Annotated in this window: 19 protein-coding genes; 6 read left to right on the top strand and 13 right to left on the bottom strand. The window is 67.1% G+C overall.

Going from position 1 to position 23,537, the window contains the following annotated elements; genetic code table 11:
- Positions 1-87: 87 nt before the first annotated feature.
- A complete protein-coding gene (locus WT24_RS09345; RefSeq protein ID WP_059499509.1) occupies positions 88-639 on the top strand; it encodes a hypothetical protein in 552 nt (183 codons plus the stop codon).
- A gap of 651 nt (positions 640-1,290) precedes the next feature.
- Here WT24_RS09345 and WT24_RS09340 read toward each other — a convergent pair.
- The 5 genes from WT24_RS09340 to WT24_RS09320 form a co-directional block, all read right to left on the bottom strand.
- Positions 1,291-3,648, bottom strand: coding sequence for a GNAT family N-acetyltransferase (locus WT24_RS09340; RefSeq protein WP_060032921.1), 2,358 nt, complete (start codon positions 3,646-3,648; stop codon positions 1,291-1,293).
- Between the two features lie 582 nt (positions 3,649-4,230).
- Entirely contained in the window at positions 4,231-4,536 is a 306-nt protein-coding gene (locus tag WT24_RS09335; protein WP_059792781.1) for an H-NS family nucleoid-associated regulatory protein, read from the bottom strand.
- Between the two features lie 103 nt (positions 4,537-4,639).
- On the bottom strand, positions 4,640-4,912 hold the full coding sequence (locus WT24_RS09330; RefSeq protein WP_082742140.1) for a hypothetical protein: 273 nt from the start codon (positions 4,910-4,912) through the stop codon (positions 4,640-4,642).
- A gap of 61 nt (positions 4,913-4,973) precedes the next feature.
- Positions 4,974-5,501, bottom strand: coding sequence for a BON domain-containing protein (locus WT24_RS09325; RefSeq protein ID WP_059792779.1), 528 nt, complete (start codon positions 5,499-5,501; stop codon positions 4,974-4,976).
- A 54-nt stretch (positions 5,502-5,555) separates the two neighbouring features.
- Positions 5,556-7,043, bottom strand: a complete 1,488-nt coding sequence (locus WT24_RS09320; RefSeq protein WP_059499513.1) for a sigma-54-dependent Fis family transcriptional regulator — start codon at positions 7,041-7,043, stop codon at positions 5,556-5,558.
- A 316-nt stretch (positions 7,044-7,359) separates the two neighbouring features.
- Here WT24_RS09320 and WT24_RS09315 point away from each other — a divergent pair, with 316 nt between their 5' ends.
- Positions 7,360-8,763 carry a GntP family permease gene (locus tag WT24_RS09315; protein WP_059499514.1) on the top strand — a complete coding sequence of 468 codons (1,404 nt, stop codon included), beginning with the start codon at positions 7,360-7,362 and terminating at the stop codon, positions 8,761-8,763.
- A gap of 299 nt (positions 8,764-9,062) precedes the next feature.
- Positions 9,063-9,314 carry a DUF4148 domain-containing protein gene (locus tag WT24_RS09310; protein WP_027781686.1) on the top strand — a complete coding sequence of 84 codons (252 nt, stop codon included), beginning with the start codon at positions 9,063-9,065 and terminating at the stop codon, positions 9,312-9,314.
- 34 nt (positions 9,315-9,348) lie between these two features.
- Here the strand turns inward: WT24_RS09310 and WT24_RS09305 are convergent, their stop codons facing one another.
- Together WT24_RS09305 and WT24_RS09300 are read right to left on the bottom strand one after the other, a co-directional pair.
- On the bottom strand, positions 9,349-10,944 hold the full coding sequence (locus WT24_RS09305) for a thioredoxin family protein (RefSeq protein WP_060032918.1): 1,596 nt from the start codon (positions 10,942-10,944) through the stop codon (positions 9,349-9,351).
- A 257-nt stretch (positions 10,945-11,201) separates the two neighbouring features.
- A complete protein-coding gene (locus WT24_RS09300; protein ID WP_034205918.1) occupies positions 11,202-11,702 on the bottom strand; it encodes a GNAT family N-acetyltransferase in 501 nt (166 codons plus the stop codon).
- 587 nt (positions 11,703-12,289) lie between these two features.
- Between WT24_RS09300 and WT24_RS09295 the strand changes: the two genes are divergently transcribed.
- The 3 genes from WT24_RS09295 (at position 12,290) to WT24_RS09285 (ending at position 16,331) form a co-directional block, all read left to right on the top strand.
- Positions 12,290-14,641 carry a phosphocholine-specific phospholipase C gene (locus WT24_RS09295; RefSeq protein ID WP_060032915.1) on the top strand — a complete coding sequence of 784 codons (2,352 nt, stop codon included), beginning with the start codon at positions 12,290-12,292 and terminating at the stop codon, positions 14,639-14,641.
- Positions 14,642-14,912: 271 nt separating this feature from the next.
- On the top strand, positions 14,913-15,182 hold the full coding sequence (locus tag WT24_RS09290; RefSeq protein WP_006480304.1) for a hypothetical protein: 270 nt from the start codon (positions 14,913-14,915) through the stop codon (positions 15,180-15,182).
- Positions 15,183-15,335: 153 nt separating this feature from the next.
- Positions 15,336-16,331, top strand: coding sequence for a DedA family protein/thiosulfate sulfurtransferase GlpE (locus WT24_RS09285; protein ID WP_059499519.1), 996 nt, complete (start codon positions 15,336-15,338; stop codon positions 16,329-16,331).
- Between the two features lie 54 nt (positions 16,332-16,385).
- Here the strand turns inward: WT24_RS09285 and WT24_RS09280 are convergent, their stop codons facing one another.
- The 6 genes from WT24_RS09280 to WT24_RS09255 all read right to left on the bottom strand — a co-directional run bounded on the left by WT24_RS09280 (position 16,386) and on the right by WT24_RS09255 (position 23,513).
- A complete protein-coding gene (locus WT24_RS09280) occupies positions 16,386-17,858 on the bottom strand; it encodes an OprD family outer membrane porin (protein ID WP_060032912.1) in 1,473 nt (490 codons plus the stop codon).
- Positions 17,859-18,026: 168 nt separating this feature from the next.
- On the bottom strand, positions 18,027-19,046 hold the full coding sequence (locus WT24_RS09275) for an ABC transporter ATP-binding protein (RefSeq protein WP_060032908.1): 1,020 nt from the start codon (positions 19,044-19,046) through the stop codon (positions 18,027-18,029).
- Complete coding sequence (locus WT24_RS09270) at positions 19,043-20,035, bottom strand: ABC transporter ATP-binding protein (protein ID WP_059499522.1); 993 nt, start codon at positions 20,033-20,035, stop codon at positions 19,043-19,045. The genes WT24_RS09275 and WT24_RS09270 overlap by 4 nt, the downstream gene beginning before the upstream one ends.
- Before the next feature lies 1 nt (position 20,036).
- Positions 20,037-20,939 (bottom strand): ABC transporter permease, encoded by a 903-nt coding sequence (locus WT24_RS09265; protein WP_059499523.1) that lies wholly within the window; start codon positions 20,937-20,939, stop codon positions 20,037-20,039.
- A gap of 13 nt (positions 20,940-20,952) precedes the next feature.
- A complete protein-coding gene (locus WT24_RS09260) occupies positions 20,953-21,891 on the bottom strand; it encodes an ABC transporter permease subunit (RefSeq protein WP_060032905.1) in 939 nt (312 codons plus the stop codon).
- Positions 21,892-21,902: 11 nt separating this feature from the next.
- Positions 21,903-23,513 (bottom strand): peptide ABC transporter substrate-binding protein, encoded by a 1,611-nt coding sequence (locus WT24_RS09255; RefSeq protein ID WP_060032902.1) that lies wholly within the window; start codon positions 23,511-23,513, stop codon positions 21,903-21,905.
- Positions 23,514-23,537 lie beyond the last annotated feature (24 nt).

Here is a 23,537-nt window from a genome sequence, read left to right as displayed (position 1 = left end):
GCGTCGCATCGGGCACCCGCGGCGCTACGCTAGAATAGCGGCCCTCTCAAAAACTACGGCGGCCGGTTGTCACGGCCGTCGTATTCGATGGATGTCATGGCCAAACTTCTGAACGATCAAGAATTCCAGCGTTTCTCCGAACTTCAGCAGAAGCAGGCAAGCTTCACGATCACGCCCGAGGAAGCGGACGAGTTGCGCGATATCGTCGCGCGCGCGCAGAAAAAGCGCGACGATCGTGCCGCCGCAATGCAGGCGATCGAAAACTACATCGAGCAGTTCGACATCACGCCCGACGAACTCTTCTCGCCCGAGCAGATCGGCGACGCGGCGCGCACCTACGGACTCATCACGGCGACCAAGAAGGAACGCACGCTGCCGCCGTCGATCACGTTCAACGGCAAGCCGTACCAGTGGACCAAGACGCTTCCCGACGACGTGCGCGGCGCACTGTTCGACGCGTTCACGTCCGGCGAGTCGGTCAGGCGCTTCATCGCGATGCCGAAAGACACCGCGCGTTGTGCGCTCACGATCGCCCGCCTCGAACGCGAAACCGGTGCAGTCTATGCCGATGCACACCTCGAGGAACTCGCGATTTCGCGCGACCAGGTGAACGACGCGGCGTCGAAACTCGCTGCGTGAATGTAATCGCGGGCACGGTTCCTGCGTGCCCGCACTCGCGCTTCACGCCGGCACGGGCCGGCGTCGCGCCCACGGGAGCCGTGCGTCAGCATGCTCCCGAAAAAGCTCACCTCGGCATCCTGCAAGCGCTCACCATGGTCTCCCGAAAAGCCTCACCCGAGACTCCGGAGACGCTCACTGACGGCTCCCGAACGTCCTCACCAATCGCTCCCGCAGGTGCTCACCGAAGCCTCCCGGAAAGGCTCACCGGCGTCTCCCGCAGGTACTCACCGGCCGTTCCCGGGAGAGCTCACCGAACCCTCCCGTATCGGCTCACCATGCTGCCCCGGAAAAGCTCACTCGCCGCTCCCGAAAAGTCTCACCTTGGCGACGGCTTTGAAAACGCGAGGCCGGAACACGGCAGCGAATGCTTGCAGGCACATCGGTGGAAACGGCTGCGGCGGGCCAATATCGCAGCACGCTGCGAGCATCGCCGGACACCATGCGTGCGTTGCGGTATCGCTTCGACCGGCAGCTCCGACACGTTGCCGAACGCTTTGCTTCAAGGCCGCCCCGAATGCTTTGCATTCCTTATTTAGCGTGCGACATGGCGAGATGTTCGGACGCGTCGGCGCCATGCGCTGCCCCAAGCGCCGGACCTGAAACTGACGCCTACGGCTGCAACTTCATCCTGAAACCCACGACGCCGGGCTCCTCCGTCGTCGACACCGCAAACCCGCACGATTTCGCGAGCGAGATCATCGCCGAATTCTCGCGCAGCGCCTCGCCGACCATCCAGGTGGTGCCGCGCGAGCGCGCGTAGTCGATGATGCGGGTCATCATCAGCCGGCCGAGCCCCTTGCCCTTTTGATCGGGCCGTACCGCGATCGCGAACTCCGCCGTCTCGTTGTCGGGATCGGCGACCGCACGCGCGACCGCGAGCGTGTGGTCGCGCCCCGACACATCGGTGAACGACACGATGAAAGCCATCTCACGGTCGTAGTCGATCTGCGTCATGCGCGCCACCTGCGAGTGATCGAAACTGCGCACCGCGCCGAAGAAACGCATCCGCAGATCTTCCGGCGTCATCGCACCGAGCAGCTCGTTGTGTGCGGCCTCGTCTTCCGGACGGATCGGACGGATCGTCACCGTCTCGCCACGCCATTCGAGCGTCTGCTCGAGGTGCCGCGGATACGGCATGATCGCGAGCCGGCTACGCCCCGAAGCCAGCGTGATGCGTGGCGCGACCACCCATGTTCGGTCGGACAGCACGCGCAGCGTGATCGACATCGCAACGACTTCGCGCACGTCGCACACGACCTGCGACAGCGCCGTCAGCGCGTCGAGCGTCGGCTCGACGGACGTGCTGCGCGCATACGGCGAACGCTCCATCACTGCGCGGGCGAGCACCGTGTTCAGCGGCGGCAGGCCGTAGACGACGAGCGGCGCCGATACACCGTCGGCCGGTGGCACGGCATAGCGAAACACCGGACCGAAGTTCGAATCGTCGTACATGTCGACCGTGATGTCGACGACGTTCTTGCCGGCCGGTTCGTTGGGCTGCTCGCCCTGCAGACCGAAACGGGACAGCCAGCGCAGCGCGGCTTCGCCGGCCAGCTCATGCTGACCGGCTTCGACCATGCGACGTGCGTCGGCTTGGGCAGACGCCACGCACTCGGCCGGCTGCGGCGGCGTACCCTCCGGCGTCTGCATCAGCAATTGGCGCCCGAGGTTGTAGTCGACGAGACGCGCATACGCGCGGGCGAGCCGCTGCGGCGTCGTGTGCACCGGAATGCCGTTCGCGTGCAGCGCATCGCGCGTCGCCGCGTCCACCGCGCCGAAGAAACACGCGAGGATGCCGCGATGCGCATGCTGCCGCGCGTCGATCAGCGTGCGCGCGACCGAATCGGCCGGCGCGCTGTGCGAAGTGGAATGAACGACGAACAGCGTGCCCGTCTGCGGAAACGGGGCGAGCGCCTTGATTGCCGCGGCAAAGTGCTCGGGGCGCGCGTCGTCGCCCAGCGTGAGCGGATTGCCGGGCGCCGCGAGGTGCGGCAGCGCGGCCGCGACGGCCGACGTTGCCGCGGGCGACCAGGCGGCCAGCACGTCGCGCACTTCGGCAACCGCATCGACCGCGAGTTTCGCCACGCCCGCATCGCTCGTCACGAGCGTCGCCGCGCCCCGCGCGGTGACGCGGCCGACGCCGAGCGTCTCGATTTCGTCGAGCAGATCGTCGAGCGCGTCGACGCGCACCATGCCCGCGCGCTGGAACGCCGCCGTATAGAGCGCATCGCCGGGATCGGCACGGCCGGTGCGCAACGCGAGCACCGGCTTGTTGCGTGCGGCCGCGCGCGCCGCCGACATGAACTTGCGCGCCGCGCGCACGGTATCGAGCTCGAGCAGGATCGCGCGCGTGCCGGGATCGCTCGCCAGATAGTCGAGGACGTCGCCCGCATCGACATCGGATTCGCTGCCGAGCGCGACGACATGCGAAAAGCCGAGGCCCCGCGCATCGGCCCAGCCAAGCACCGCGTTCGTCAGCGCATTCGATTGCGACACCCACGCGACGCCGCCCGATCGCGCCGTATAGGCAGGCGCGCCGAAATGCGCATGCCGCGCGGGCGACGACACGCCGAGACTGCCGGGCCCGACGATACGGAGCACGAACGGCTTCGCCGCCTTCAGCGTGCGATCGACCGCGGCGCGATCGGCCTCGGTGCGCGCCTCGCCGACGATCACCGCGACGCGCGTGCCGAGCTCGCCGAGCTTGCGCACGATGCCGGCCCAGGTCGCGGGCGGCGTGCAGATCACTGCAACCGACGGCGGCGTGGGCAGCCGGTCGACATCGGAGACGACCGCATGCCCGTCCAGCTCGCGATATTTCGGATTGACCGGCCACACGGGCCCCCGGAACGCGCCGTCGAGCACACGGGACCACACCATCGCGCCGATACTGCCGGCGCGCGACGACGCGCCGACGACCGCCACGGACTTGGGCTGGAACAACGCATCGAGATGGCGAACGGTCACATCGGCTCCCTGCGGTGACGAAAGACGACACGATCGGCATGCGGCCACGCAGGCCGTGCGCCGATCGACGCGAATCCCAAGCATAGGCGAAGCGCCCGCGACTGCCTATATGCCGAACGGCCGGCTATTCGACGGACGTCAATGCTCGCACCATGGACTGCAACCCACGCGGCCGGCGTCGCAGCACCAGTTCTTCCCGCGATGCACGTAACGCGGCACGACGCTGCAGCCGCTTCTCAAAGGTGAGGATTTACAGGAGCCAAGGTGAGTATCTTCGGGAATCGCACGACACACCGCGCCAGCATGCGAAAGGTGATGAAAATCCGCGTCAGGCATGCACCGCGAAAAGCGCGAATGGCAATGCGCATGCATTGCGCCATTACGCGGCTGTTTACGGGAATTCGCGGCAATATGCGGCCGGATCGCGGCGAATTCGCAAAACGGGATCCGTTGATTGCGCGACGTTGCACTTCAATTCGCCCGGGAAAATCGCATGACGATTGCGCCAAAACAAAACGGTGCGAAGGCCGCATGGCCGTTCGCACCGTCGGTCGGCGCACGAAAGGTGAGGGTTTTCGGGAGTCAGTCCTTGATCAGGAAACGTCCGCGATTCTTGCCCAGCCATGCGGGCGCCCGCCCGCGGCCGCTCCAGGTTTCGCCCGTCTTCGGGTTCAGGTACTTCGGCGGCAAGGGTCGCTTGGGCTTCGCGGCGGTAGCGGTGGCAGCCGATTTTGCCGGAAGAAAACCGAGCTCTTCCGGCGTAATGTCGTATTCGTCGATTTTCGCGCGGATTTCCGCAATCGCGTCGGCAACCGCCTTTTCACGTTCCTTGTCGATTTTTTGCTGAAGCCGTTCGAGCTGCGCGCTCAGTTGCCTGTAGGTCGCCATATGGATGGGACTCCATGAGTGTTATTCGTGAAAAACAAGGGACTCAAAGCAAACAGAAAAGCACGTCGCCCGATCGTGATCTCCTCAGCCGGTCATTTCGGGATCAATAACCGCTCTTCTTCTTGCATGCGAAGAGAAGATTTCGCACGGCGTCATCCGTCGATTGCTGGATCACGTCGAAATCTCCGTTGCACATGGCCCGGGCATTGTCGGTGCAATTACTCCAGTCGCTGCCGATGCATTGCACCTGAGTGGTCGGACGCCCGTCCGAAGTGAACAGCGGAGCACTGCCGCCGCACCCGCCGAGCCCTGCAACCAGAGCCAACATCACGGCCGCCCGAGGCCACCGACAGACCGACGCAAGCATGTGTTTCATCGTTCTTCCCGTCAACCTTTTTTTGAATGTCGCGAGTATGCCATGGGCAGCCCTTCGGCCGTCAGTCCGGCGTGCGCTCGGGTTGCCCGCGCGCCTTGTACGGCAAGTGCTTGCGCGGATCCTCGGTGATGCGAACGAAAACCTGCTCGACGTCCGGAAGCGCCTCGAATTCGCGTTGCAGCGCCTGACGATCGAACGTCGTATCCGCGCATCCTTCGACGTAGATGAAACGTCGCTGTACGGTGATCCACAAGCTCGTGCCGCGCAGACGATCGGAGCCGGCGAAGTGCGCCTTCGCGGCATCGGCGATCGACGCGTCATACATATACGAGTTCGGCTTCGTGCAGCGATGGGCGAGCCAACAGGTCGTGCCGCGTTCGGCGCGGTAGTGCGCATCGTCCGTCATCTCGGCGCGCGTCATCCACGGGCCGAGCGGCAACGGGCATTCGGCCACGTCCTGCGACAGCGCGACGAACGGATCGTTGTACCAGTTGCGCCGCGCCTCGGGCGCATCGGCGTCGCCAGCCTGCGCGAGTGCGGCGCTCGCGAGCAACATGGTCAGCCATCCTGCAATGCCGATCCGCTTCATCGTGATCTCCCGTTCGATGCGTTACGTCGAGCCGCATCGGCATCGCCGATCGGCCTACCGGTCGATACCGAGCGCCGCCAGTTTCTTGTACAGCGTCGCGCGGCCGATCCCGATACGCGCGGCCGCTTCGACGACCTTCCCGTCACAGGCCGCCAGCGCATCGGTCAGAAACCGGCGCTCCCACGCCGCCAGCGCATCGGCATACGAGGCGGCCGGCGCACCGGATGCCGTCGACGCATCGCCCGCGCGCTGCTCGGCCGGTGCCGCGGCAACCCGCTGCGCCGGCGCGGCGCCCTCCGGCGAGATGCGCACCGGCCCCAGAAACGGCGCGAGCGCACGCGCGTCGATCACCGAACGGTCCGACAGCATCAGCGCGCGTTCGAGCGTATTGCGCAACTCGCGCACGTTGCCGGGCCATGGATACGCGCACAGCATCCGCAACGCATCGTCGGTCAGCTCGCAGTGCGCGGCGCGCCCGTGCTGGGCCGCCAGTTCCTCGAGCGTCGCGTAGACGAGCGCCGCGATGTCGGATGCGCGCTCGCGCAACGGCGGCGCATGAATCGTCAGCACGTTCAGCCGGTAATAGAGATCCGCGCGAAACCGCCCGGCTGCCACGAGCGCCGGCAGGTCGGCCGACGTGGCGGCAATGATGCGCACGTCCGCGCGCACGATCCGGTTCGAGCCGACCGGCTCGAACTCCTTGTCCTGCAGCACGCGCAGCAGCTTGCCCTGCAACGGCAGCGGCATGTCGCCGATCTCGTCGAGAAATAGCGTGCCGCGATCGGCCAGCTCGAATTTTCCGACGCGCCCCTTGCGATCGGCACCGGTATACGCACCGGGCGCCGCGCCGAAGAATTCGGTTTCGAGCAGCGTGTCGGGAATCGCGGCGACGTTGACGGTCACGAGCGGCTGGAGTGCACGCGCCGACGCCGCGTGAATCGCGTGGGCGAGCAGTTCCTTGCCGGTGCCCGTCTCGCCGAGCAGCAGCACCGGCGAATCGACCTGCGCGGCGCGACGCGCCTGGCGCTTGGTCTCGAGGCTCGCGGCACTCGTGCCGACGAAGCTCGCAAACGTGTATTTCGCGCGGCGCGCCTGGGCGAGCGAGCGCTGCGTCGCAATCAGTTGCTGCTGAAGCTGCGCGTAGCGGGAAAAAATCGGCGTGAGCGTCTTCAACTGGTCGAACAGCGCGAAGCCGATCGCGCCAACCGTCTCGCCGGCCTCGTTCTTCAACGGCAGGCGCGTGACGACGAGCGGCTCGCGGCCCGTCTCCATGATGTCGAGCAGGATCGGCTGCCCGGTCGACACGACCTCGCGCATCAGGCTGTTCGGAATCACGGCCTCGCAGTCGAGGCCGACGGCCTGCTGCGGATCGGCGAACCCGAAGCGCGCGGCGTAACGCTCGTTCATCCACACCACGCGCGCGTTGCGATCGACCACCACCGTGCCCGCACTCGAATCCTCGAAGGTCCGGAACAGCGACTCGGCAGCGCGCCGCAGCACGTCGCCGTAGTTGACGGGCAGGCGGGCCCAGTCGTTCATCATCGTGTCTTCGTCTCCGTTTATCGTCGGCCGGATGTCTCCGGAACGAGACGGATTATCTCACTCCGGAGACACGCCGCAATGCGTTGTCCGGGAAAGCCCTGCACGATTTCGACGGTCGACCGGATGGCTAAAACGTCTCCGGATGGAGACGTTTTATGTAGAATCGTCAGACCTGCACCGGCGCGAGGCCGCCGGCCGCAGGCGGACCCATGTCCGGCGGCGCAATCCGGCCGATGGCACGAAACCTGCACGAACCTGAGCCGGTCCGCGGCGCACCGCGCGATCGAACAACAACCAAAGCCATTAGGAGACTCCCTTGTCTTTCGTGATCGTCCTCGCCGCGCTGGCGTTCCTGATGTTTGCCGCGTATCGCGGCTACAGCGTGATCCTGTTCGCGCCGATCGCCGCGCTCGGAGCGGTGCTGCTGACCGAACCCGCCGCCGTCGCACCGGTCTTCTCCGGCATCTTCATGGAGAAGATGGTCGGCTTCGTCAAACTGTATTTCCCGGTCTTCATGCTCGGCGCCGTGTTCGGCAAGGTGATCGAACTGTCCGGGTTCTCCGAGTCGATCGTCCATGCGGCGATCCGCTACATCGGCCGCTCGCGCGCGAATGCGGTGATCGTCGCGGTGTGCGCGCTGCTCACCTATGGCGGCGTATCGCTGTTCGTCGTGGTGTTCGCGGTCTATCCGTTCGCGGCCGAACTCTATCGTCAGAGCAACATCCCGAAACGGCTGATGCCCGGCGCGATTGCACTCGGCGCGTTCTCGTTCACGATGGATTCGCTGCCCGGCACGCCGCAGATCCAGAACATCATCCCGACCACGTTCTTCAAGACGACTGCCTGGGCCGCGCCCGCGCTCGGCACGATCGGCTCGCTGTTCATCATCGTCGTCGGCCTCGCGTATCTCGAATGGCGCCGCCGTTCGGCGATGGCGAAGGGCGAAGGCTACGGCACGTCGCTCGTCAACGAGCCGGAGCGCGTCGAGGCAACGGCGCTGCCGCATCCCGCGCTGGCGATCCTGCCGCTGATCCTCGTCGGCGTGTCGAACTTCGCATTCACGAAGCTGATCCCGCAGTGGTACGGCGCCGCGTCTTACACGGTCGCGCCGGAAGTGCTGCCGGGCGTGCACGCGCCGGTCACGACGTCGATCAAGACGGTCGTCGCGATCTGGTCGGTCGAGGCCGCGCTGCTGCTCGGGATCGTGCTGGTCGTGCTGACCGCATTCAAGCGCGTCAGCGATCGCTTCGCGGCCGGCTCGAAGGCCGCCGTCGCCGGCGCGCTGCTCGCCGCGATGAACACCGCGTCGGAATACGGCTTCGGCGGCGTGATCGCCGCGCTGCCGGGCTTCCTCGTCGTCAGCGATGCGCTGAAGAGCATCCCGAACCCGCTCGTCAACGCAGCCGTGTCGGTCAGCTCGCTCGCGGGTATCACTGGCTCCGCGTCCGGCGGCATGAGCATCGCGCTCGCCGCGATGTCGGACCTGTTCATCAAGGGCGCGCAGGCGGCCAACATCCCGATGGACGTGCTGCACCGGGTCGTCGCGATGGCGAGCGGCGGCATGGACACGCTCCCGCACAACGGCGCGGTCATCACGCTGCTCGCCGTCACGGGCCTCACGCACCGCGAGTCGTATCGCGACATCTTCGCGGTCACCGTCATCAAGACGCTCGCGGTATTCTTCGTGATCGCCGTGTACTACGCGACGGGGCTCGTGTAAGCCTTGGCATCGGGGCGGCGTTTCGTGCGCCGCCGTCTCGCCTTTCAGGATCGGACCGCATGCGCACCGGAACGGATTCCGGCAAGCGCATCCGGTCCGATTTTCATTTTTCCTGCGCCAAATCGACACGCCGGCCGTCGTCCGAGCCATCACCCACCCATTGTTACCCGCAGCAAAACACTGCGTTGGGCGCGATCGCATTTTTCAGGCGCCCGCCCCGGCCTACACTGGTTTCAACGCTCGCGGCGCTTCGACGAACGAAGCGCCGCGATTCACCGGAAATCGTGGAGGTCCCCATCATGAAGCGCCTGATCCAAGCCATTGCCATCGCGCTGGCCGTCTCGGCCCCGTTCGCCGCGCAGGCCCAGTCGAACCCGCCGCTCACGCGCGCGCAGGTCCACGCCGAAGTCAAGGCGCTCAAGCAGGCCGGCTTCCAGTCGAGCGACTGGTTCTATCCGGCCAGCATCGTATCCGCCGAAGCGAAGATCGCCCGTCAGCACGACGCCGGATACGGCAGCGATCGCGGCGCGTCGTCGGAGTCGGGCCGGTAATCGTCGGCTCGCCCGGCGATCCCTCCGTGCGCCGTTACGCCTTCACGGGCTGGATCAGCTTCGCGCACGCCGCCGCCTGCGGATCTCCCGCCGGCAGCTTCCCGCACACGCCGTCGAACTGCTTCACGACCGACCTGACCGACGCATCGTGCGCGCCGCTGCCGCGCCAGCGGTTCAGTTGCGTGACGACCTTGGTCAGCGCGCGCAGGTTCGCGCCGTAGAACGCGTCCCGGGTCTTGTCGGCCTGCGCGAGCACACTGGCCGCAATCCCTTCGATGCGCGCCGAATCGTTCGGCGCCAGTTCGACCGCATTCGCAAAATAAGTCGCGCCCCAGCGCAGCTTCGTCGCCGGCCCGCTCGCCGCGTCGTACGCCTTGCGATACCAGTCGAGCGCGGCCGCCTTGTCGCCGCGCGCCTTCGCGTTCGCGGCCAGCCCCGACATGAAGTAGTACGGCGTGGACGAACGCGGCAGCTCGGCCTTCAGCAACGCATCCGATTCGTCGTACAGCCCTGCGTCGGTCAGCGTGTCCGCGCCTTCGCTGACGAGCGCCTGCCGCTCGTACGCGTTCGCCGCGCGCTGCACCGACGCGGCGATCTGTTTGCGCGCGGTGTCGGCGAGCGCCGGTGCGGCGGGCGGTGCGCCCTTGCGCGCGTCGCCGCGCGCGAGCAGCACGCGGCCGTGCAATGCCATCAGCCGATCGATCGACGACAGCGTGCCGTCGGTCGACAGGCGCGCCAGCGCCGTGTCGTACGCGCCGCGCAACTTCGTGCGCTGCGCGTCGTCGCCGCCGAGATACGCGACCACGCGCGCAGGCGCCGCGACCAGCACGTCCGAATCGGCCCGCGACAGCGCGGGATCGTGCAGCACCGTGCGCAGCGAATCGGCAAGCGCGGCCTTGTCGAGCGCACCGGCCTGCGCCGGGTCGTCCGACGCGGCGACCACCGCCGACTTCAGCGCGAAGCGCGCCGATTCGGCTTTCGCACCCGCCGCCCGGGCGCGTTGCGCAAGCGACTGCAGCGTCTCGGCGACGCGATCGGCCGGCACCGGCAACGCGCCGTCGGTATCCCACGAATAGTCGGCCAGCAGGCGCCATTCGTCCGGCGTCAGCGACGCGCCGTTCTTCAGCGCCGTCGCGAGCGTCTGCCGCACCGGATGCGCGGCCGTCATCCCGAGCGACAGCGCCTGCATGTAGCGGTCGAGATCGGCTTCGCCCGGCAGCCGCGTCACTTCGGTGCCGTCGGGGCGGAACAGGATCATCGTCGGATAGCCGTGCACCTTGAAACGCTCGCCGAGCTTCTGCGCGCTTTCGGTATCGCCGTCGAGATACACGGGCACGAAGAACGACGAACGTGCCTTGAATGCCTGCTGGCTGAAGATCGTCGACTTCACCTGGTTGCACGACGGACACCATACCGCGCCCCAGTACAGCAGCAGCGGCTTGCCCTCGCGCTTCGCGAGCGCGAACGCGGCATCGACGTCGCCGTGTTGCCACGCGATGCCGGGCGGCAGATGCGCGCCGTCGGGCGCTGCGTTCGCCGCCTGGACGCCCCCGGGCGCGGCAGCGGCAAGCGCCGCACCGGCGGCAGCGAACAGGCAGGCGGCGGTGAGATTGCGGAGAACGGTTTTCATCGAAGCAGATTCCGTTGAAAAGGACGGTTTCAGGGGGATGCCGCGCGCGCAACGAGGGCCGCGATGCGATGGCGATGAGGCCAAACGCCATGCAGCGCCGCGCATGCATCGATACGGAAACACGAAGCCGGCCGCAGCGACCGGCAAATCGTTTGAAGATACGACAGGTATAGCCGAAGGAAAACGAACGAATTCTCGATTGAATATGACGCGCGGCGCCGCGGCCGCGTGCCGTCACGTCCGCGACGGCCGGCCCTTCATTGCCGCGTCCTGATGCGGGCCATGTGATACACGGACGCATGCACGCCGTCGCGCAACGCGTAATCCGGCGATTCGCCTTCGATGCGGAAACCGTGTTGCTCGTAGAGTGCGATCGCCGCTCGGTTGTCGGTAAACACGGTCAGCTCGAGACGCGTGATGTTCAGCCAGTTCTCCGCGAGATCGATCGCGGCCGCGAGCAGCCGGCCGCCGATGCCGCGCCCGTGATGGGCCGCGTCGACCATCATGCCGAGCGCCGCCGCGTGGCGCCGGCGGGGATTCGGCTCGGGATGCAGGCCGAGATGGCCGACCACCGTACCGTCGATTTCGGCAACGAGGCTCACGCCGTGCTCGCGCACGTCGTCGAGCCGCTTCCGCCATTTCTCGAGCGACGGAAATGGCTGCTGCAACGTATTCGTGTACACCGCGGGATGCGCGGCGATCTGCCGGATCGCGTCGACGTCGTGCGTCTCGCTGTGCCGGATCCTGATATCGGTCATGGGTGGGCCGGTTCCGAAAAGTCGCGCCGAACGCGCGGACTGCGCACGTGCGCAGCAACGCGTCGAGCTTAGCCGATTTCACGCATTTGAAACATGGGCGTCACACCGGCGCACGTCAGGTTGCATCCGCAACGAAACGCGCGTGTGCCGTCCTCGCAACATCCGGAAAATTCCGACCGGTCGCCCCTGCGACGATCGGTAATTTCTTACCGTACTCGGCCTCGCATTCGCGCTTGAACGAATCGTTGCGCACACAACGTCACGCACGCGACACGCGATGTCATTTCTTCATCACGTCGACGTCATGTCGTGTCCCTAGACTGGGCGCCGCCTCAGCCCGGCCATGCGCCGGGACGGTGTGTGCCGGCACCTGCCCCGCGCATCACGAGCGTGCGGCGCACAGGATCGCGACGGCAAGGCCGCAGTATTCGCGCAACGTCGCGCGTCGGGCGCGATACGCGCACCGCCGCGACGCACGGCCGATGCCCCGAACACGCACGCATCGCGGATCGTCCCGGGGCGGGACCACGCGCGGGCACCGCCGGACGAACTCACGAACGCTCCCACCTTCACAGGATCCGAACGCCATGACGTCACGCCGCAAATTCCTTCAGCAGACCGCCGGCTCCGGCCTCGCCGCCGCCGCGCTGTCCGCGTTTCCGCCGAGCATTCGCCGCGCGCTCGCCATTCCCGCCTTCCATGAAACGGGGACCATCCAGGACGTCAAGCACGTCGTGCTGCTGATGATGGAGAACCGCGCGTTCGACAGCTACTTCGGCACGTTCAAGGGCGTGCGCGGCTATGGCGACCGCTTCGCGGTGCCGTCGCCGAACGGCCGCGACGTGTTCTATCAGACGTACACGAAGGCGGCGCCCGCCGCGACCGTGACGCCGTATCACCTCGACGCGCGCCAAGGCAACGCGCAGCGCGCGGGCGGCACGCCGCACACGTGGGCCGACGCGCAGGCCGCGTGGGATCACGGCCGGATGAACCGCTGGCCGGACGCGAAGACGCCGCTGTCGATGGGCTATTACGACGCGGCCGAAGTGCCGTTCCAGCGCGCGCTCGCCGATGCGTTCACGCTGTGCGACCACTATCACTGCGGGATGCACACGGGCACGATCGCGAACCGCCTGTTCTACTGGAGCGGCACCAACGGCCCGAACGGCATCAGCCCGGCCGACGGCAGCCGCGTGAAGATCGCCGCGCTGAACAACCAGTTCAACGGCGGCAACGACATCGGCCCGTCAAGCCAGGGCTGGACCTGGACGACCTATGCCGACCGGCTGCAAGGGGCGGGCGTGAGCTGGAAGGTCTACCAGAGCCTGATCGATAACTTCGGCTGCAACGAGATGATGAGCTTCCGCCACTGGCGCGCGGCGATCGAGCAGATGCCGGCCGCGCGCCGGCCCGCGTACGTCGCGTCGACCGATATCACGCAGCCGGTGACGGCGGCCGGCGCGTTCTACGACCCCGCGATCGACGATCCGCTGAGCCCGCTCGCGAAGGGCTTCGGCAACACGATGCCGTACGGCTTTCTCGAAACGTTCCGCGACGACATCCGCAACGGCAAGCTGCCGGAAGTGTCGTGGATCATCCCGCCGTCCGCGTACAGCGAGCACCCGGGGCCGTCGAGCCCCGCGCAGGGCGGCTGGTACGTGCAGGCCGTGCTCGACGCGCTGACGGCGAACCCGGAGGTCTGGAGCAAGACCGTGCTGCTGGTCAACTACGACGAGAACGACGGCTTCTTCGACCACATGCCGTCGCCGGCCGTGCCGTCGCGCAACGCCGACGGCACGCTCGCGGGCGGCCATACGCTGTCGGCCGCCGACGTCGCGGTCGAGTATCACGACTTCACGCCGGCCACGTCGAGCCAGCCGGCAACCGACGGCCGTCCATACGGCCCGGGCCCGCGCGTGCCGATGTGGATCGTGTCGCCGTGGAGCCGCGGCGGCTGGGTCAACTCGCAGGTGTTCGACCATACGTCGACGCTGCGCTTCCTCGAGGCGCGCTTCGGCGTCGCGGAGCCGCAGATCGGCGCGTACCGCCGCGCGGTGTGCGGCGACCTGACGAGCGCATTCAATTTCCGCACGCCGAACAACGAGCCGCTGCCGACGCTCGCGGGCCGTACGACGAAAAGCCAGGTCGACGCGCTGAGCGCCGCGCAGCAAACCGCGCCGAAAATCGTGCCGCCCGCGACGCCCGCGCTGCCCGCACAGGCGACCGGCGTGCGCCCGTCGCGCGCGTTGCCGTACGAACTGCACGCGAGCGCACGCACCGATGCCGGCGCCGGCACGGTCACGCTGAAGTTCGCGAACACCGGCCGCGCCGCCGCCGTGTTTCACGTCTATGACAAGCTGCACCTCGACCGGCTGCCGCGGCGCTACGTCGTCGAGCCCGGCAAGACGCTGCACGGCGACTGGGCCGCGCGCGCCGACGATGGCGGTAAATATGACCTGTGGGTGCTCGGCCCGAACGGCTATCACCGCCGCTTCACCGGCGACCTGAGCCGCCTGGCCGGCGCGCGCGCACCGCATCCGGAAGTACGCGTCGGCTATGCGGGCGCGAGCGGCAACCTGCACCTGCGCCTGCGCAACGACGGCGGCGGCACGGTGCGCTTCACGGTGAAGTCGAACCAGGTCTACGGGCCGCTGTCCGGACACGGCGGAAACGACGACCACGGTCATGGCCGCGACAACGAAAACGGTAACGACCAGGGCCGGGGCAACGGCCATGGCGCCGGCACCACGTGGACCGTCACGGTGCACGCCGGCGACCAGTCCGAACTGCACTGGAAGCTCGACTCGACCGGCTACTGGTACGACTTCATCGTCACCGCCGACAGCGACGCGAGCTTCTCGCGCCGCCTGGCCGGCCGCGTGGAAACCGGCCGGCACTCGGTCAGCGACCCGGCGATGGGGCTCGCCGACCGCTTCTGACGCCGCCGCGGCGACGCGCGGCGCAGCGCGCGTCGCCGCCCGTGTCGGCACGGCCGAGAACGCCGCTCGGGCACCGGTTTCGGCCGGCGCCCGATCCGGTGCAGACGCCCGCCCGGCGCGGCTCAAACATCAGAAGGATCGGTGGTTCAGCCCTCATTTCACCGCCACGAAAATGCTCCGTGTTGCGGCCCGTTCGCGTTAAACTGCGTCAAGCCGTATTCAACAAAGACATCTTTGCCGCCAAGGCATCCACGACACGAGGATAGGTTCGATGCGCACTACCGGCTCATCCGGGGCAATGACCCTGCTCACCGAACACGACGCGGCCGATGGCCGCGAACTGCGCTCGCTCCGGCTCGAAGCGACCGGCGACGGCAAGAGCGTGCTGCTGATCGAGATCGACGAACGCAAGCCCGGCATCCACCGCGAAGTCCGCTACGAGATCACCCCGGCCGAACTGATCGCGGCGATCCGCTCGCACGGCGCCGAGCTGCCCGGCGAAAACCACGGCGCCGCATCGCTCGCCCGCACGCCCTCCTGATTCCGAACGGTGAGCCGCGCGCAATGCGCTGGCTCACCCACATCCCCCTGCCGCCGTCAGGCGCTTTGCATCATTCCCGCCGCTGCGTTGAAAAAGGCCGATAATCGGCCCATCTGCATTTCCCGCCACGCGTTTCCTTTTCGGCCAGCCGTCATGCTCCTACGTGACCTCGTCGCCCAGTACGGGCCGCTTCTCGTGTTCGCCAACGTGCTCGCGGCGGCCATCGGCCTGCCGGTGCCCGCGATGCCGACGCTCGTGCTGTTCGGCGCGATGTCGGCGATGCATCCGGCGATGATCGGCTCGCAGCTCGTGACGGTCGTGGTGCTGTCGGTGCTCGGCGCGCTGATCGGCGACACGGTCTGGTACGTCGCCGGGCGGCGGTACGGCGGCACGACGCTGAAGACGATCTGTCGGCTGTCGCTGTCGCGCGATACCTGCGTGAAAAAGACCGAACGCTTCTTCGGCCGCTACGGCGTGCGCGTGCTCGCGGTCGCGCGCTTCATTCCCGGATTGTCGCTGGTGTCGGTACCGATGGCCGGTGCGCTCGGCACGCGCTATCGCACGTTCGCCGGCTACGACGCGCTCGGCGCCGCACTGTGGACGATCGTCGGGCTGGTAGCCGGCCTCGTGTTCTACCGGCAGATCGACTGGCTGTTCGCCGGCGCGAGCCGTCTCGGCCGTGCGGTGCTGCTCGTCATCGTCGCACTGCTCGCCATCTATGCGGCCGTGCGGTGGATGCGCCGCCGCGCGCTGATCCGCCAGCTCGCGAACGCGCGGATCGGCGTCGACGAGCTCGACGTGCTGCTGCGCGACACCGCCGCCCCGGTGGTGCTCGACGTCCGCTCGCCCGAGCACCGCAAGCTCGACCCGTTCGCGATTCCCGGTGCGCAGTTCGCCGACGAGCGCCAGATCGCCGACATCGTTGCGCGCTATCCGCTTACGCAGAAGTTCGTCGTGTATTGCTCATGCCCGAACGAGGTGACGGCCGCGCTGATGGCGAAGCGTCTGCTCGATGCAGGCTTCACCGATGCGCTCGCGCTGCGCGGCGGCCTCGATGCATGGCGCGATACGGGCCGCCAGCTCACGTCGCTCGTGGAAGAAACGCCCGCCGGGAGCGATCCTGTCGCGGGATGGCACAAGCCGGCCTGATCGCACCGATCGCAGGCCGGCCGTGCGAGACTGGGGGCCTTGCGCCCCCTTCCGTCAGAACGCGTGCAGCGGCAGGTTCACGACCAGACGGTACTCGGTGTTCGACGCGTCCGAGTAGTGTGCCGAGCCGTTGTGCCACATCGCGATGAACGTGACCTTCGTGTTCTTCAGCTTGCCGCTCTGGAACGTGTACGACGGGATGAAGCCGAACTCGTGGTGACGGCCCTGCACCGGCGCACCGTTGCTCCAGTAGATGCTCGACTTGCTCGGGTCGTTCGCCGCGCCCGCGCTGCCGTCCGCACCCCAGCCCGTCACGCCCCACACCATCGCCTTGAAGCCCGGCAGGCCCGCTTCCTTGCCGTAGAACGTGTAACGCAACTGCAGCGATTTCTCGTGCGGGGCGTTGTAGTCGACGTCCATCGAGTTGGTCAGGAAGATGCCGTTCGTTTCGTTCAGGTAGTCGAAGAACTGGTCGCCGAGCACTTGCTGGAAGCCCAGCAGCAGCTCGTGCGGGCCATGCTGCGCGGCCAGCGACAGGCTGTACGCGTTGTTGTTGATCTTGCCTTGCAGCGCATCGCCCGTGTCGTGCGTCGAATAGACGTTGCCGAAGCCGGTCCACTTGATCGTCTGCGGGCTGCCGATGCTGTGCTTCACCGACGCGTAGTACTGGTGCCACACGTCGTCGGCCTGGTTCGCGTACAGCGCGACTTCGCCGTTCGGCGAGTAGTCCCACGTGCCGCCGACATAGGTCAGGCGATTGATGCGCGTGCCGCCGTATTGCGTCGTCAGGTTGGTGAGCGTCGTATGGCCGCGCGCGTCGGTCTTCGTGAAGCTGCCGGCCTCGAGCATCACGTTCTTGAATTCGTTGCTGACGAGCGTCGCGCCGAGGAACGTCGGCGGCAGCGCACGGTTGTCGTGCTGCTCCATGAACGGATTGTCGACGGCCTGCAGACCGTACTTGACCACCGTGTTCGAAATGCGCGCCTTGACGTCGTAGATGCCCGGGTAGGCCCACGCGAGCTGGTTGCCGCCGCCGCCACCCTTCGCGATGTGCACCATGCTGCCGGCGCCCTGACCGCCGTCGAGCTTCAGCGCTGCATACAACGACGCATCGAAGCCGATCCCGATCAGGCCGGTCGTATAGCCCGACTCGAAGTTCGCCATCGCGCCCTGGATCCACGCATGGCGATGCGGCCCGCCCTTGGCGTCGAGCACGTCCGCATAGTTGCGGAACAGGAAGTCGAGATGGCTGTCGGCAATGAAGCCGTTCGATTTCGACTGCGCCGACGGCTCGTCGGGCGGCGTGACGGCCTGGGTCGCCTCGGCGTTGACAACGGCGTTCGGAGTCGTTTCCTGCGCAACGGTCGCGCCGGTACCGGCAGCGGGCGCGGCCTGCGCGACCGTCAGCGGCGCGCTCGCCGCGTCGTCGGCGTGCGCGACGCCCGTCAGCGAGACGCCTGCGAGCGCCGGCAGTCCCCATGCGAGCAGCATCTTCGATGCCGTCCCGATCGTCTTCTGCTTTTTCATCGTAATAATTCTCGTCTTGTGTTGATATCGTCCACACCGGTTGCGATCCGCTCCCGGCCCCCCGGCGAGCCCGGCTAAGGGCGCGCCTGTACCCGCGGCGCGAAGATCGTTCGCGCCGCACCTACCCCTGTTGACCTGCCTTGGTTATGTTTGCTGCGTCACTTCACATCACGCCGCGCCCGCGCGGATGCACGCGACGCGCGCCGCCGATCCCTGCCGCACTTCCGGCAGCGGCACGTCCTGCGCGCACGCGTCGATCGCGACCGGGCAGCGCGTGCGGAACGCGCAGCCGGACGGCGGGTTGAGCGGCGAGGGCATCTCGCCCGCCAGCAGCATCGGACGGCGAGCACGCTCGCGCGCCGGCTCCGGCGTCGGCGCCGCATCGAGCAGCGCCTTCGTGTACGGGTGTTGCGGCACGCCGTACACGTCATGCCGCGTGCCGAACTCCATCACGCGGCCGAGATACATCACGAGCACGCGCTGGCTGATGGCCTTCACCACCGCCAGGTCGTGCGCGACGAACAGATAGGACAACGACAGTTCGCGCTGCAGATCGCGCAGTAGGTTCACGATCTGCGCCTGGATCGACACGTCGAGCGCCGAGACGGGTTCGTCGCAGATCACGAGCTGCGGCTCGCCGATCAGCGCGCGCGCAATGCCGACGCGCTGGCACTGCCCGCCGGAAAATTCATGCGGATAACGCAGCAGGTGATGCGCGTTCAGGCCGACGCGTTCGAGCATCGCGATCACGCGGCGGCGCACTTCGGTGCGGCCGAGGCCAGGCTGGTGCGTGACGAGCGGCTCCGCGACGACCTGCTCGATCGTCATGCGCGGGTCGAGCGACGCGAGCGGATCCTGGAAGATCATCTGCACTTCGCGCCGCATCGCGGTGCCGCGCAGGTGATCGGGCGCCATGGTCTGGCCGCGCCATTTCACGGTGCCGGCCGTCATCGGCACGAGGCCGATCAACGCGCGCGCGAGCGTCGATTTCCCGCAGCCCGATTCGCCGACGAGCCCGACCGTCTCGCCGCGCCTGACGTCGAACGACACGCCGTCGACCGCGCGCAGCGTGCCCTTCGGCGACCACGGATAGCCGCCGAGCGGCACGCGAAAATGCACCTTCAGATTCTCGACGGACAGCAGCGTGTCGTCCGTCGCGCCGGCTTGGCGGCGTTCATCGACGCTCATCGCAGACCTCCCGTCAGATCGGCCACCGGGCGGTGGCACGCGCGCACCGCGCCCATGGCGCCATAGGTTTCGAGCGCCGGGCGCGCAGCGGCGCAGCGTTCTTCCGCATACGTGCAGCGCTTCGCGAACGCACAGCCGGCCGGCGCGGCGCCGGGCATCGGCGGGTTGCCGGGAATCGCGACGAGCGGCGCATCGTCCGCGTCGGTCAGGCGCGGCAGCGCGTTGAGCAGCCCGATCGTGTACGGATGCGACGGCGCCGCGAAGATCGATTCGGCCGGCGCGTATTCGACGGTGCGGCCCGCGTACATGACCATCACGTCGTCGGCGAGGCCGGCGACCACGCCCATGTCGTGCGTGATCAGCACGATCGCGGTGCCGCGCTCGCGGTTCAGCTCACGCAGCAGGTCGATGATCTGCGCCTGCACGGTCACGTCGAGCGCGGTGGTCGGCTCGTCCGCGATCAGGATTTCCGGTTCGGACAAGAGCGCCATCGCGATCATCACGCGCTGCCGCATGCCGCCCGAGAACTCGTGCGGATACATGCGGATGCGGCGCGCCGCATCGGGAATGCGCACCGATTCGAGCGCCTCGATCGCGCGCTTGATCGCTGCCTTGCGCGACAGCTTGCGATGCAGCTGCAGCGTCTCCGTCATCTGCCGCTCGATCGTCAGGAACGGGTTGAGCGACGTCATCGGATCCTGGAAGATCATCGCGATCCGGTCGCCGCGCACCGCGTTCAGCGCGCGCGTATCCATGTCGAGCAGGTTGTCGCCGCGGTAGCGTGCGGTGCCGGTCGTCGTGCCGTTGCCGGCCAGGAGGCCGAGCAGCGCCATCACGGTCTGGCTCTTGCCCGAGCCCGATTCGCCGACGATGCCGAGCGTCTTGCCGGCTTCGAGCGAGAACGACACGCCATTCACGGCGTCGATCGGCGGCGCGTCCTTGCGCGTGAAGCGCACGCCGAGGTTGTCGACTTCGAGTAGTGCAGTCATCTCAGCGATCCTTCGGGTCGAGCGCGTCACGCAGGCCGTCGCCGACGAAGTTCACGCAGTAGAGCGTCACGCACAGCATGACGGCCGGGGCCAGCAGCAGCCACGGCATCGATTCCAGTTTCTGCGCGCCGTCCTGGATCAGCACGCCCCAGCTCGTCATCGGTTCCTGCACGCCAAGGCCGAGGAACGACAGCACCGATTCGGTCAGCACGATATTGGGCACCGAGACCGTCGCGTACACGACGACCACGCCGAGCAGGTTCGGCACGACGTGACGCAGCACGATCGACGCCGGCGACACGCCGATCGCGCGCGCCGCATCGACGAACTCGCGGTTGCGCAGCGACAGCGTCTGGCCACGCACGACGCGCGCCATGTCGATCCACGAGAACGCGCTGATGGTCAGCACGACCAGCATGAACGAGCGGCCGAACAGGGTCATCATCAGGATCGCGATCAGCAGGTACGGGATCGCGTACATCATGTCGACGATGCGCATCATCACGGAGTCGACGCGGCCGCCCGCGAAGCCCGCGGTTGCGCCCCACGCGACGCCGAACAGGCCCGACACGAGCGTGCCGAGCAGGCCGACCTCGATCGATACGCGGCCGCCAATCAGCGTGCGCACGAGCAGGTCGCGGCCGAGTTCGTCGGTGCCGAACCAGTGCTGGTTCGCCCAGGTCGGCGGCAGGCTGATCGAGGCCCAGTCGCTCGCGGCGGGATCGGCTGCGAGCAGCCACGGGCCGACGAAACAGGCGAGCGCGATCAACGCGAGCAGCACGAGGCTGAACACGGCCGCGCGGTTGTGAAGGAAGCGCGCGAACGCGAGCTCGAGCGGCGAGCGCGAACGCGGCGGCGAATCGGTCTGCACGGGCAGGCCGACGACGGGAGTGGTCGGAGTCATCGCTGTGCCTCGCTCAATAACGGATGCGCGGATCGAGCCACGCGTACGCGAGGTCGACCAGCAGGTTGAACAGCACCGCGAAAACGGTCGTCAGCACGACGAGGCCGAGCACCAGCGTGTAGTCGCGGTTGATGGCGCCGTTCACGACGAGCTGCCCGAGGCCCGGCAGTGCGAACACCGATTCGGTGACGACGGCCGCCGTGATCGACGTGATGCAGACCGTGCCGAACAGCGACACGACCGGCATCAGCGCGGGCTTGAGCGCGTGGCGCAGCACGATCGTCGAGCCCGGCAGGCCCTTCGCGCGCGCGGTGCGGATGTAGTTGCTCGACAGCGTCTCGATCATCGAGCCGCGCATCACGCGCGCGAGCAGCGACACGTTGATGAAGGTGAGCAGCACGATCGGCAGCAGCCGGTACTGCCAGCCGCCGTCGCCCCAGCCGCCCGCCGGCAGCCAGCCGTTGCCGGCCGACGTCTTCAGCAGGATCGCGAAGATCCACACCAGCACCGGGCCGAGCACGAACGGCGGCACGACGTTGCCGAAGTTGCCGATCAGCATCACGAAGCGATCGATCACGCTGTCGCAGCGCACGGCCGCGACGGTGCCGAGCAGCACGCCGACCACGATCGAGATCGGGATCGACACGCCGCCCACGCCGAGGCTCACGGGCAGCGCCTTTTTCACGAGATCGTTCACCGACCAGTCGACGTAGCGGAACGACGGGCCGAGATCGCCGTGCAGCAGCGAGCCGAGATACAGCAGGTACTGCTTCCACAGCGGCTCGTCGAGGTGATACTTCGCGTTCAGGTTCGCGAGCGTCGCGGCGGACAGCTGCTTCTCCGTATCGAACGGGCCGCCGGGCGTGAAATGCAGCAGCAGGTAGCAGACGGTGATAACCGCGAGGATCGTCGGCACCGCCCACAACGTGCGCCTCAATGCGTAGGCCAGCATGATCGCTCCGCTCAGTGCTTGATCAGGTACATGTCCTGCGAAGCACGCATGTCGATCACGTTCTTCAGCGAATAGCCGCCCACGTAGGGCTTCACGAGACGGTCGGCCGAATACTGGAACAGCGGCACCATCGGCGTGTCGTTCATCGCCATGTCGTGCGCCTGCGTGAGCAGCGCGGCGCGCGCCTTGTCGTCGAGCTTCTGGTTGCCTTCGTCGACGAGCGCGTCCATCTGCTTGTTGCAATAGCCGACGGTGTTCTGCGAGCTGCCGCAGCGGATCAGGTCGAAGAAGGTCATCGCGTCGTTGTAGTCGGCGAACCAGCCGTCGCGCGCGATCTGCACCTTGCCGTCGTGCCGCTGCTTCATCAGCACCTTGAACTCGACGTTCTCGAGCTTCGTGGTGATGCCGAGCTTCGTGCGCCATTCCGATGCGGTGAACAGCGCGACCTTCTTGTGCAGGTCGTTGGTGTTGTACGTGAGCGTGAACGACAGCGGCTTCGCGTCCGAATAGCCGGCCTGCTTCAGCAGGTCCTTCGCGGTCGCGATGCGCTTGGCCATCGGCCACGACGCCCATTCCGGCGTAAACGGCTGCACGCCCTTCGTGCCGTTCGGCATCAGCCCGTACATCGGCTTCTCGCCGGCCTGCGTGAGCTTCGACGTCAGCACGTCGCGATCGATCACCATCGACAGCGCCTGGCGCACGCGCTTGTCCTTCAGCGCCGCGTCGCTGTTGTTCAGGTAGTAGTAGTAGGTCGCGAGCTGCAGGCCCGGGCGCAGTTCGCCGCCGAACTGCTTGCTCACCTGCTGGAAGATGCCCGACGGAATTGAGTAGCTGTAGTCGATCTGGCCGGCCTGGTACATGCGCATCGCGGTTTCGTCGCTTTCGATCGGCAGATAAGTGACCTTGTTGATCACGACCTTCGACGCGTTCCAGTACTTCGCGTCCTTCGTCGCCACGATGCGGTTGTTCGGCTGCCAGTCGACGAGCTGGTACGCGCCGTTGCTGACGATGTTGCCCGGGCGCGTCCATGCGTCGCCGAATTTCGCGACCACGTCCTTGTTCACCGGCGCGAGCGGCGCCATCGCGGTCAGTTCGGGGAAGAACGCGACCGGCACGTCGGTCGTTACCTCGAGCGTGTACGGATCGACGGCGCGCACGCCGAGCGTCGACGGCGCGGCCTTGCCGGCGATGATGTCCTTCGAGTTCTTGATGAACTCGACGAGGATCGTGTATTTCGAGCCCGTCTTCGGATCGACGAGGCGCTGCCACGAATAGACGAAATCGGCGGCCGTCACCGGCTGCCCGTTGCTCCACTTCGCGTCGTGGCGAAGCTTGAAGATCCACGTCTGCGGCGTCTTGCGTTCCCACGACAGCGCGACACCCGGCACGACCTGGCCGGCCGCATCGATGCGCGCGAGCCCTTCGAACAGGTCGAGGCCGATCGTGTTGCCGGTCCACGATTCGATGTGCGCCGGGTCGAGCGACTCGACTTCGGCCGGCACCTGGCGCGTCAGGTCCTGTTGGGGAGCGAGCGCGACGTTCGACGGAACGGTTACGGCGTGGGCGACGGGCGTCAGGGCGAGCGCGGCCAGCACGGCCGACATGGCATGCAAGGATTTCATCGTGGCAGTCTTGAGAAGGTTGTT

It is taken from the genome of Burkholderia sp. MSMB1078WGS (assembly GCF_001528895.1).
GTDB lineage: Bacteria > Pseudomonadota > Gammaproteobacteria > Burkholderiales > Burkholderiaceae > Burkholderia.
The sequence above is the reverse complement of the archived record's forward strand: the minus strand, read 5'-3'. Positions and strand labels throughout refer to the sequence as shown.

Excerpts from the sequence above, each read along its gene's own strand:
- WT24_RS09295 (WP_060032915.1), top strand. The coding sequence starts at position 12,290 with ATGACGTCACGCCGCAAATTCCTTCAGCAGACCGCCGGCTCCGGCCTC.
- WT24_RS09270 (WP_059499522.1), bottom strand. The coding sequence starts at position 20,035 with ATGACTGCACTACTCGAAGTCGACAACCTCGGCGTGCGCTTCACGCGC.
- WT24_RS09255 (WP_060032902.1), bottom strand. The coding sequence starts at position 23,513 with ATGAAATCCTTGCATGCCATGTCGGCCGTGCTGGCCGCGCTCGCCCTG.
- WT24_RS09325 (WP_059792779.1), bottom strand. The coding sequence starts at position 5,501 with ATGAAGCGGATCGGCATTGCAGGATGGCTGACCATGTTGCTCGCGAGC.
- WT24_RS09300 (WP_034205918.1), bottom strand. The coding sequence starts at position 11,702 with ATGACCGATATCAGGATCCGGCACAGCGAGACGCACGACGTCGACGCG.
- WT24_RS09280 (WP_060032912.1), bottom strand. The coding sequence starts at position 17,858 with ATGAAAAAGCAGAAGACGATCGGGACGGCATCGAAGATGCTGCTCGCA.
- WT24_RS09345 (WP_059499509.1), top strand. The coding sequence starts at position 88 with ATGGATGTCATGGCCAAACTTCTGAACGATCAAGAATTCCAGCGTTTC.
- WT24_RS09265 (WP_059499523.1), bottom strand. The coding sequence starts at position 20,939 with ATGACTCCGACCACTCCCGTCGTCGGCCTGCCCGTGCAGACCGATTCG.
- WT24_RS09260 (WP_060032905.1), bottom strand. The coding sequence starts at position 21,891 with ATGCTGGCCTACGCATTGAGGCGCACGTTGTGGGCGGTGCCGACGATC.
- WT24_RS09305 (WP_060032918.1), bottom strand. The coding sequence starts at position 10,944 with ATGAAAACCGTTCTCCGCAATCTCACCGCCGCCTGCCTGTTCGCTGCC.
- WT24_RS09330 (WP_082742140.1), bottom strand. The coding sequence starts at position 4,912 with ATGAAACACATGCTTGCGTCGGTCTGTCGGTGGCCTCGGGCGGCCGTG.
- WT24_RS09320 (WP_059499513.1), bottom strand. The coding sequence starts at position 7,043 with ATGATGAACGACTGGGCCCGCCTGCCCGTCAACTACGGCGACGTGCTG.
- WT24_RS09290 (WP_006480304.1), top strand. The coding sequence starts at position 14,913 with ATGCGCACTACCGGCTCATCCGGGGCAATGACCCTGCTCACCGAACAC.
- WT24_RS09335 (WP_059792781.1), bottom strand. The coding sequence starts at position 4,536 with ATGGCGACCTACAGGCAACTGAGCGCGCAGCTCGAACGGCTTCAGCAA.
- WT24_RS09310 (WP_027781686.1), top strand. The coding sequence starts at position 9,063 with ATGAAGCGCCTGATCCAAGCCATTGCCATCGCGCTGGCCGTCTCGGCC.
- WT24_RS09285 (WP_059499519.1), top strand. The coding sequence starts at position 15,336 with ATGCTCCTACGTGACCTCGTCGCCCAGTACGGGCCGCTTCTCGTGTTC.
- WT24_RS09275 (WP_060032908.1), bottom strand. The coding sequence starts at position 19,046 with ATGAGCGTCGATGAACGCCGCCAAGCCGGCGCGACGGACGACACGCTG.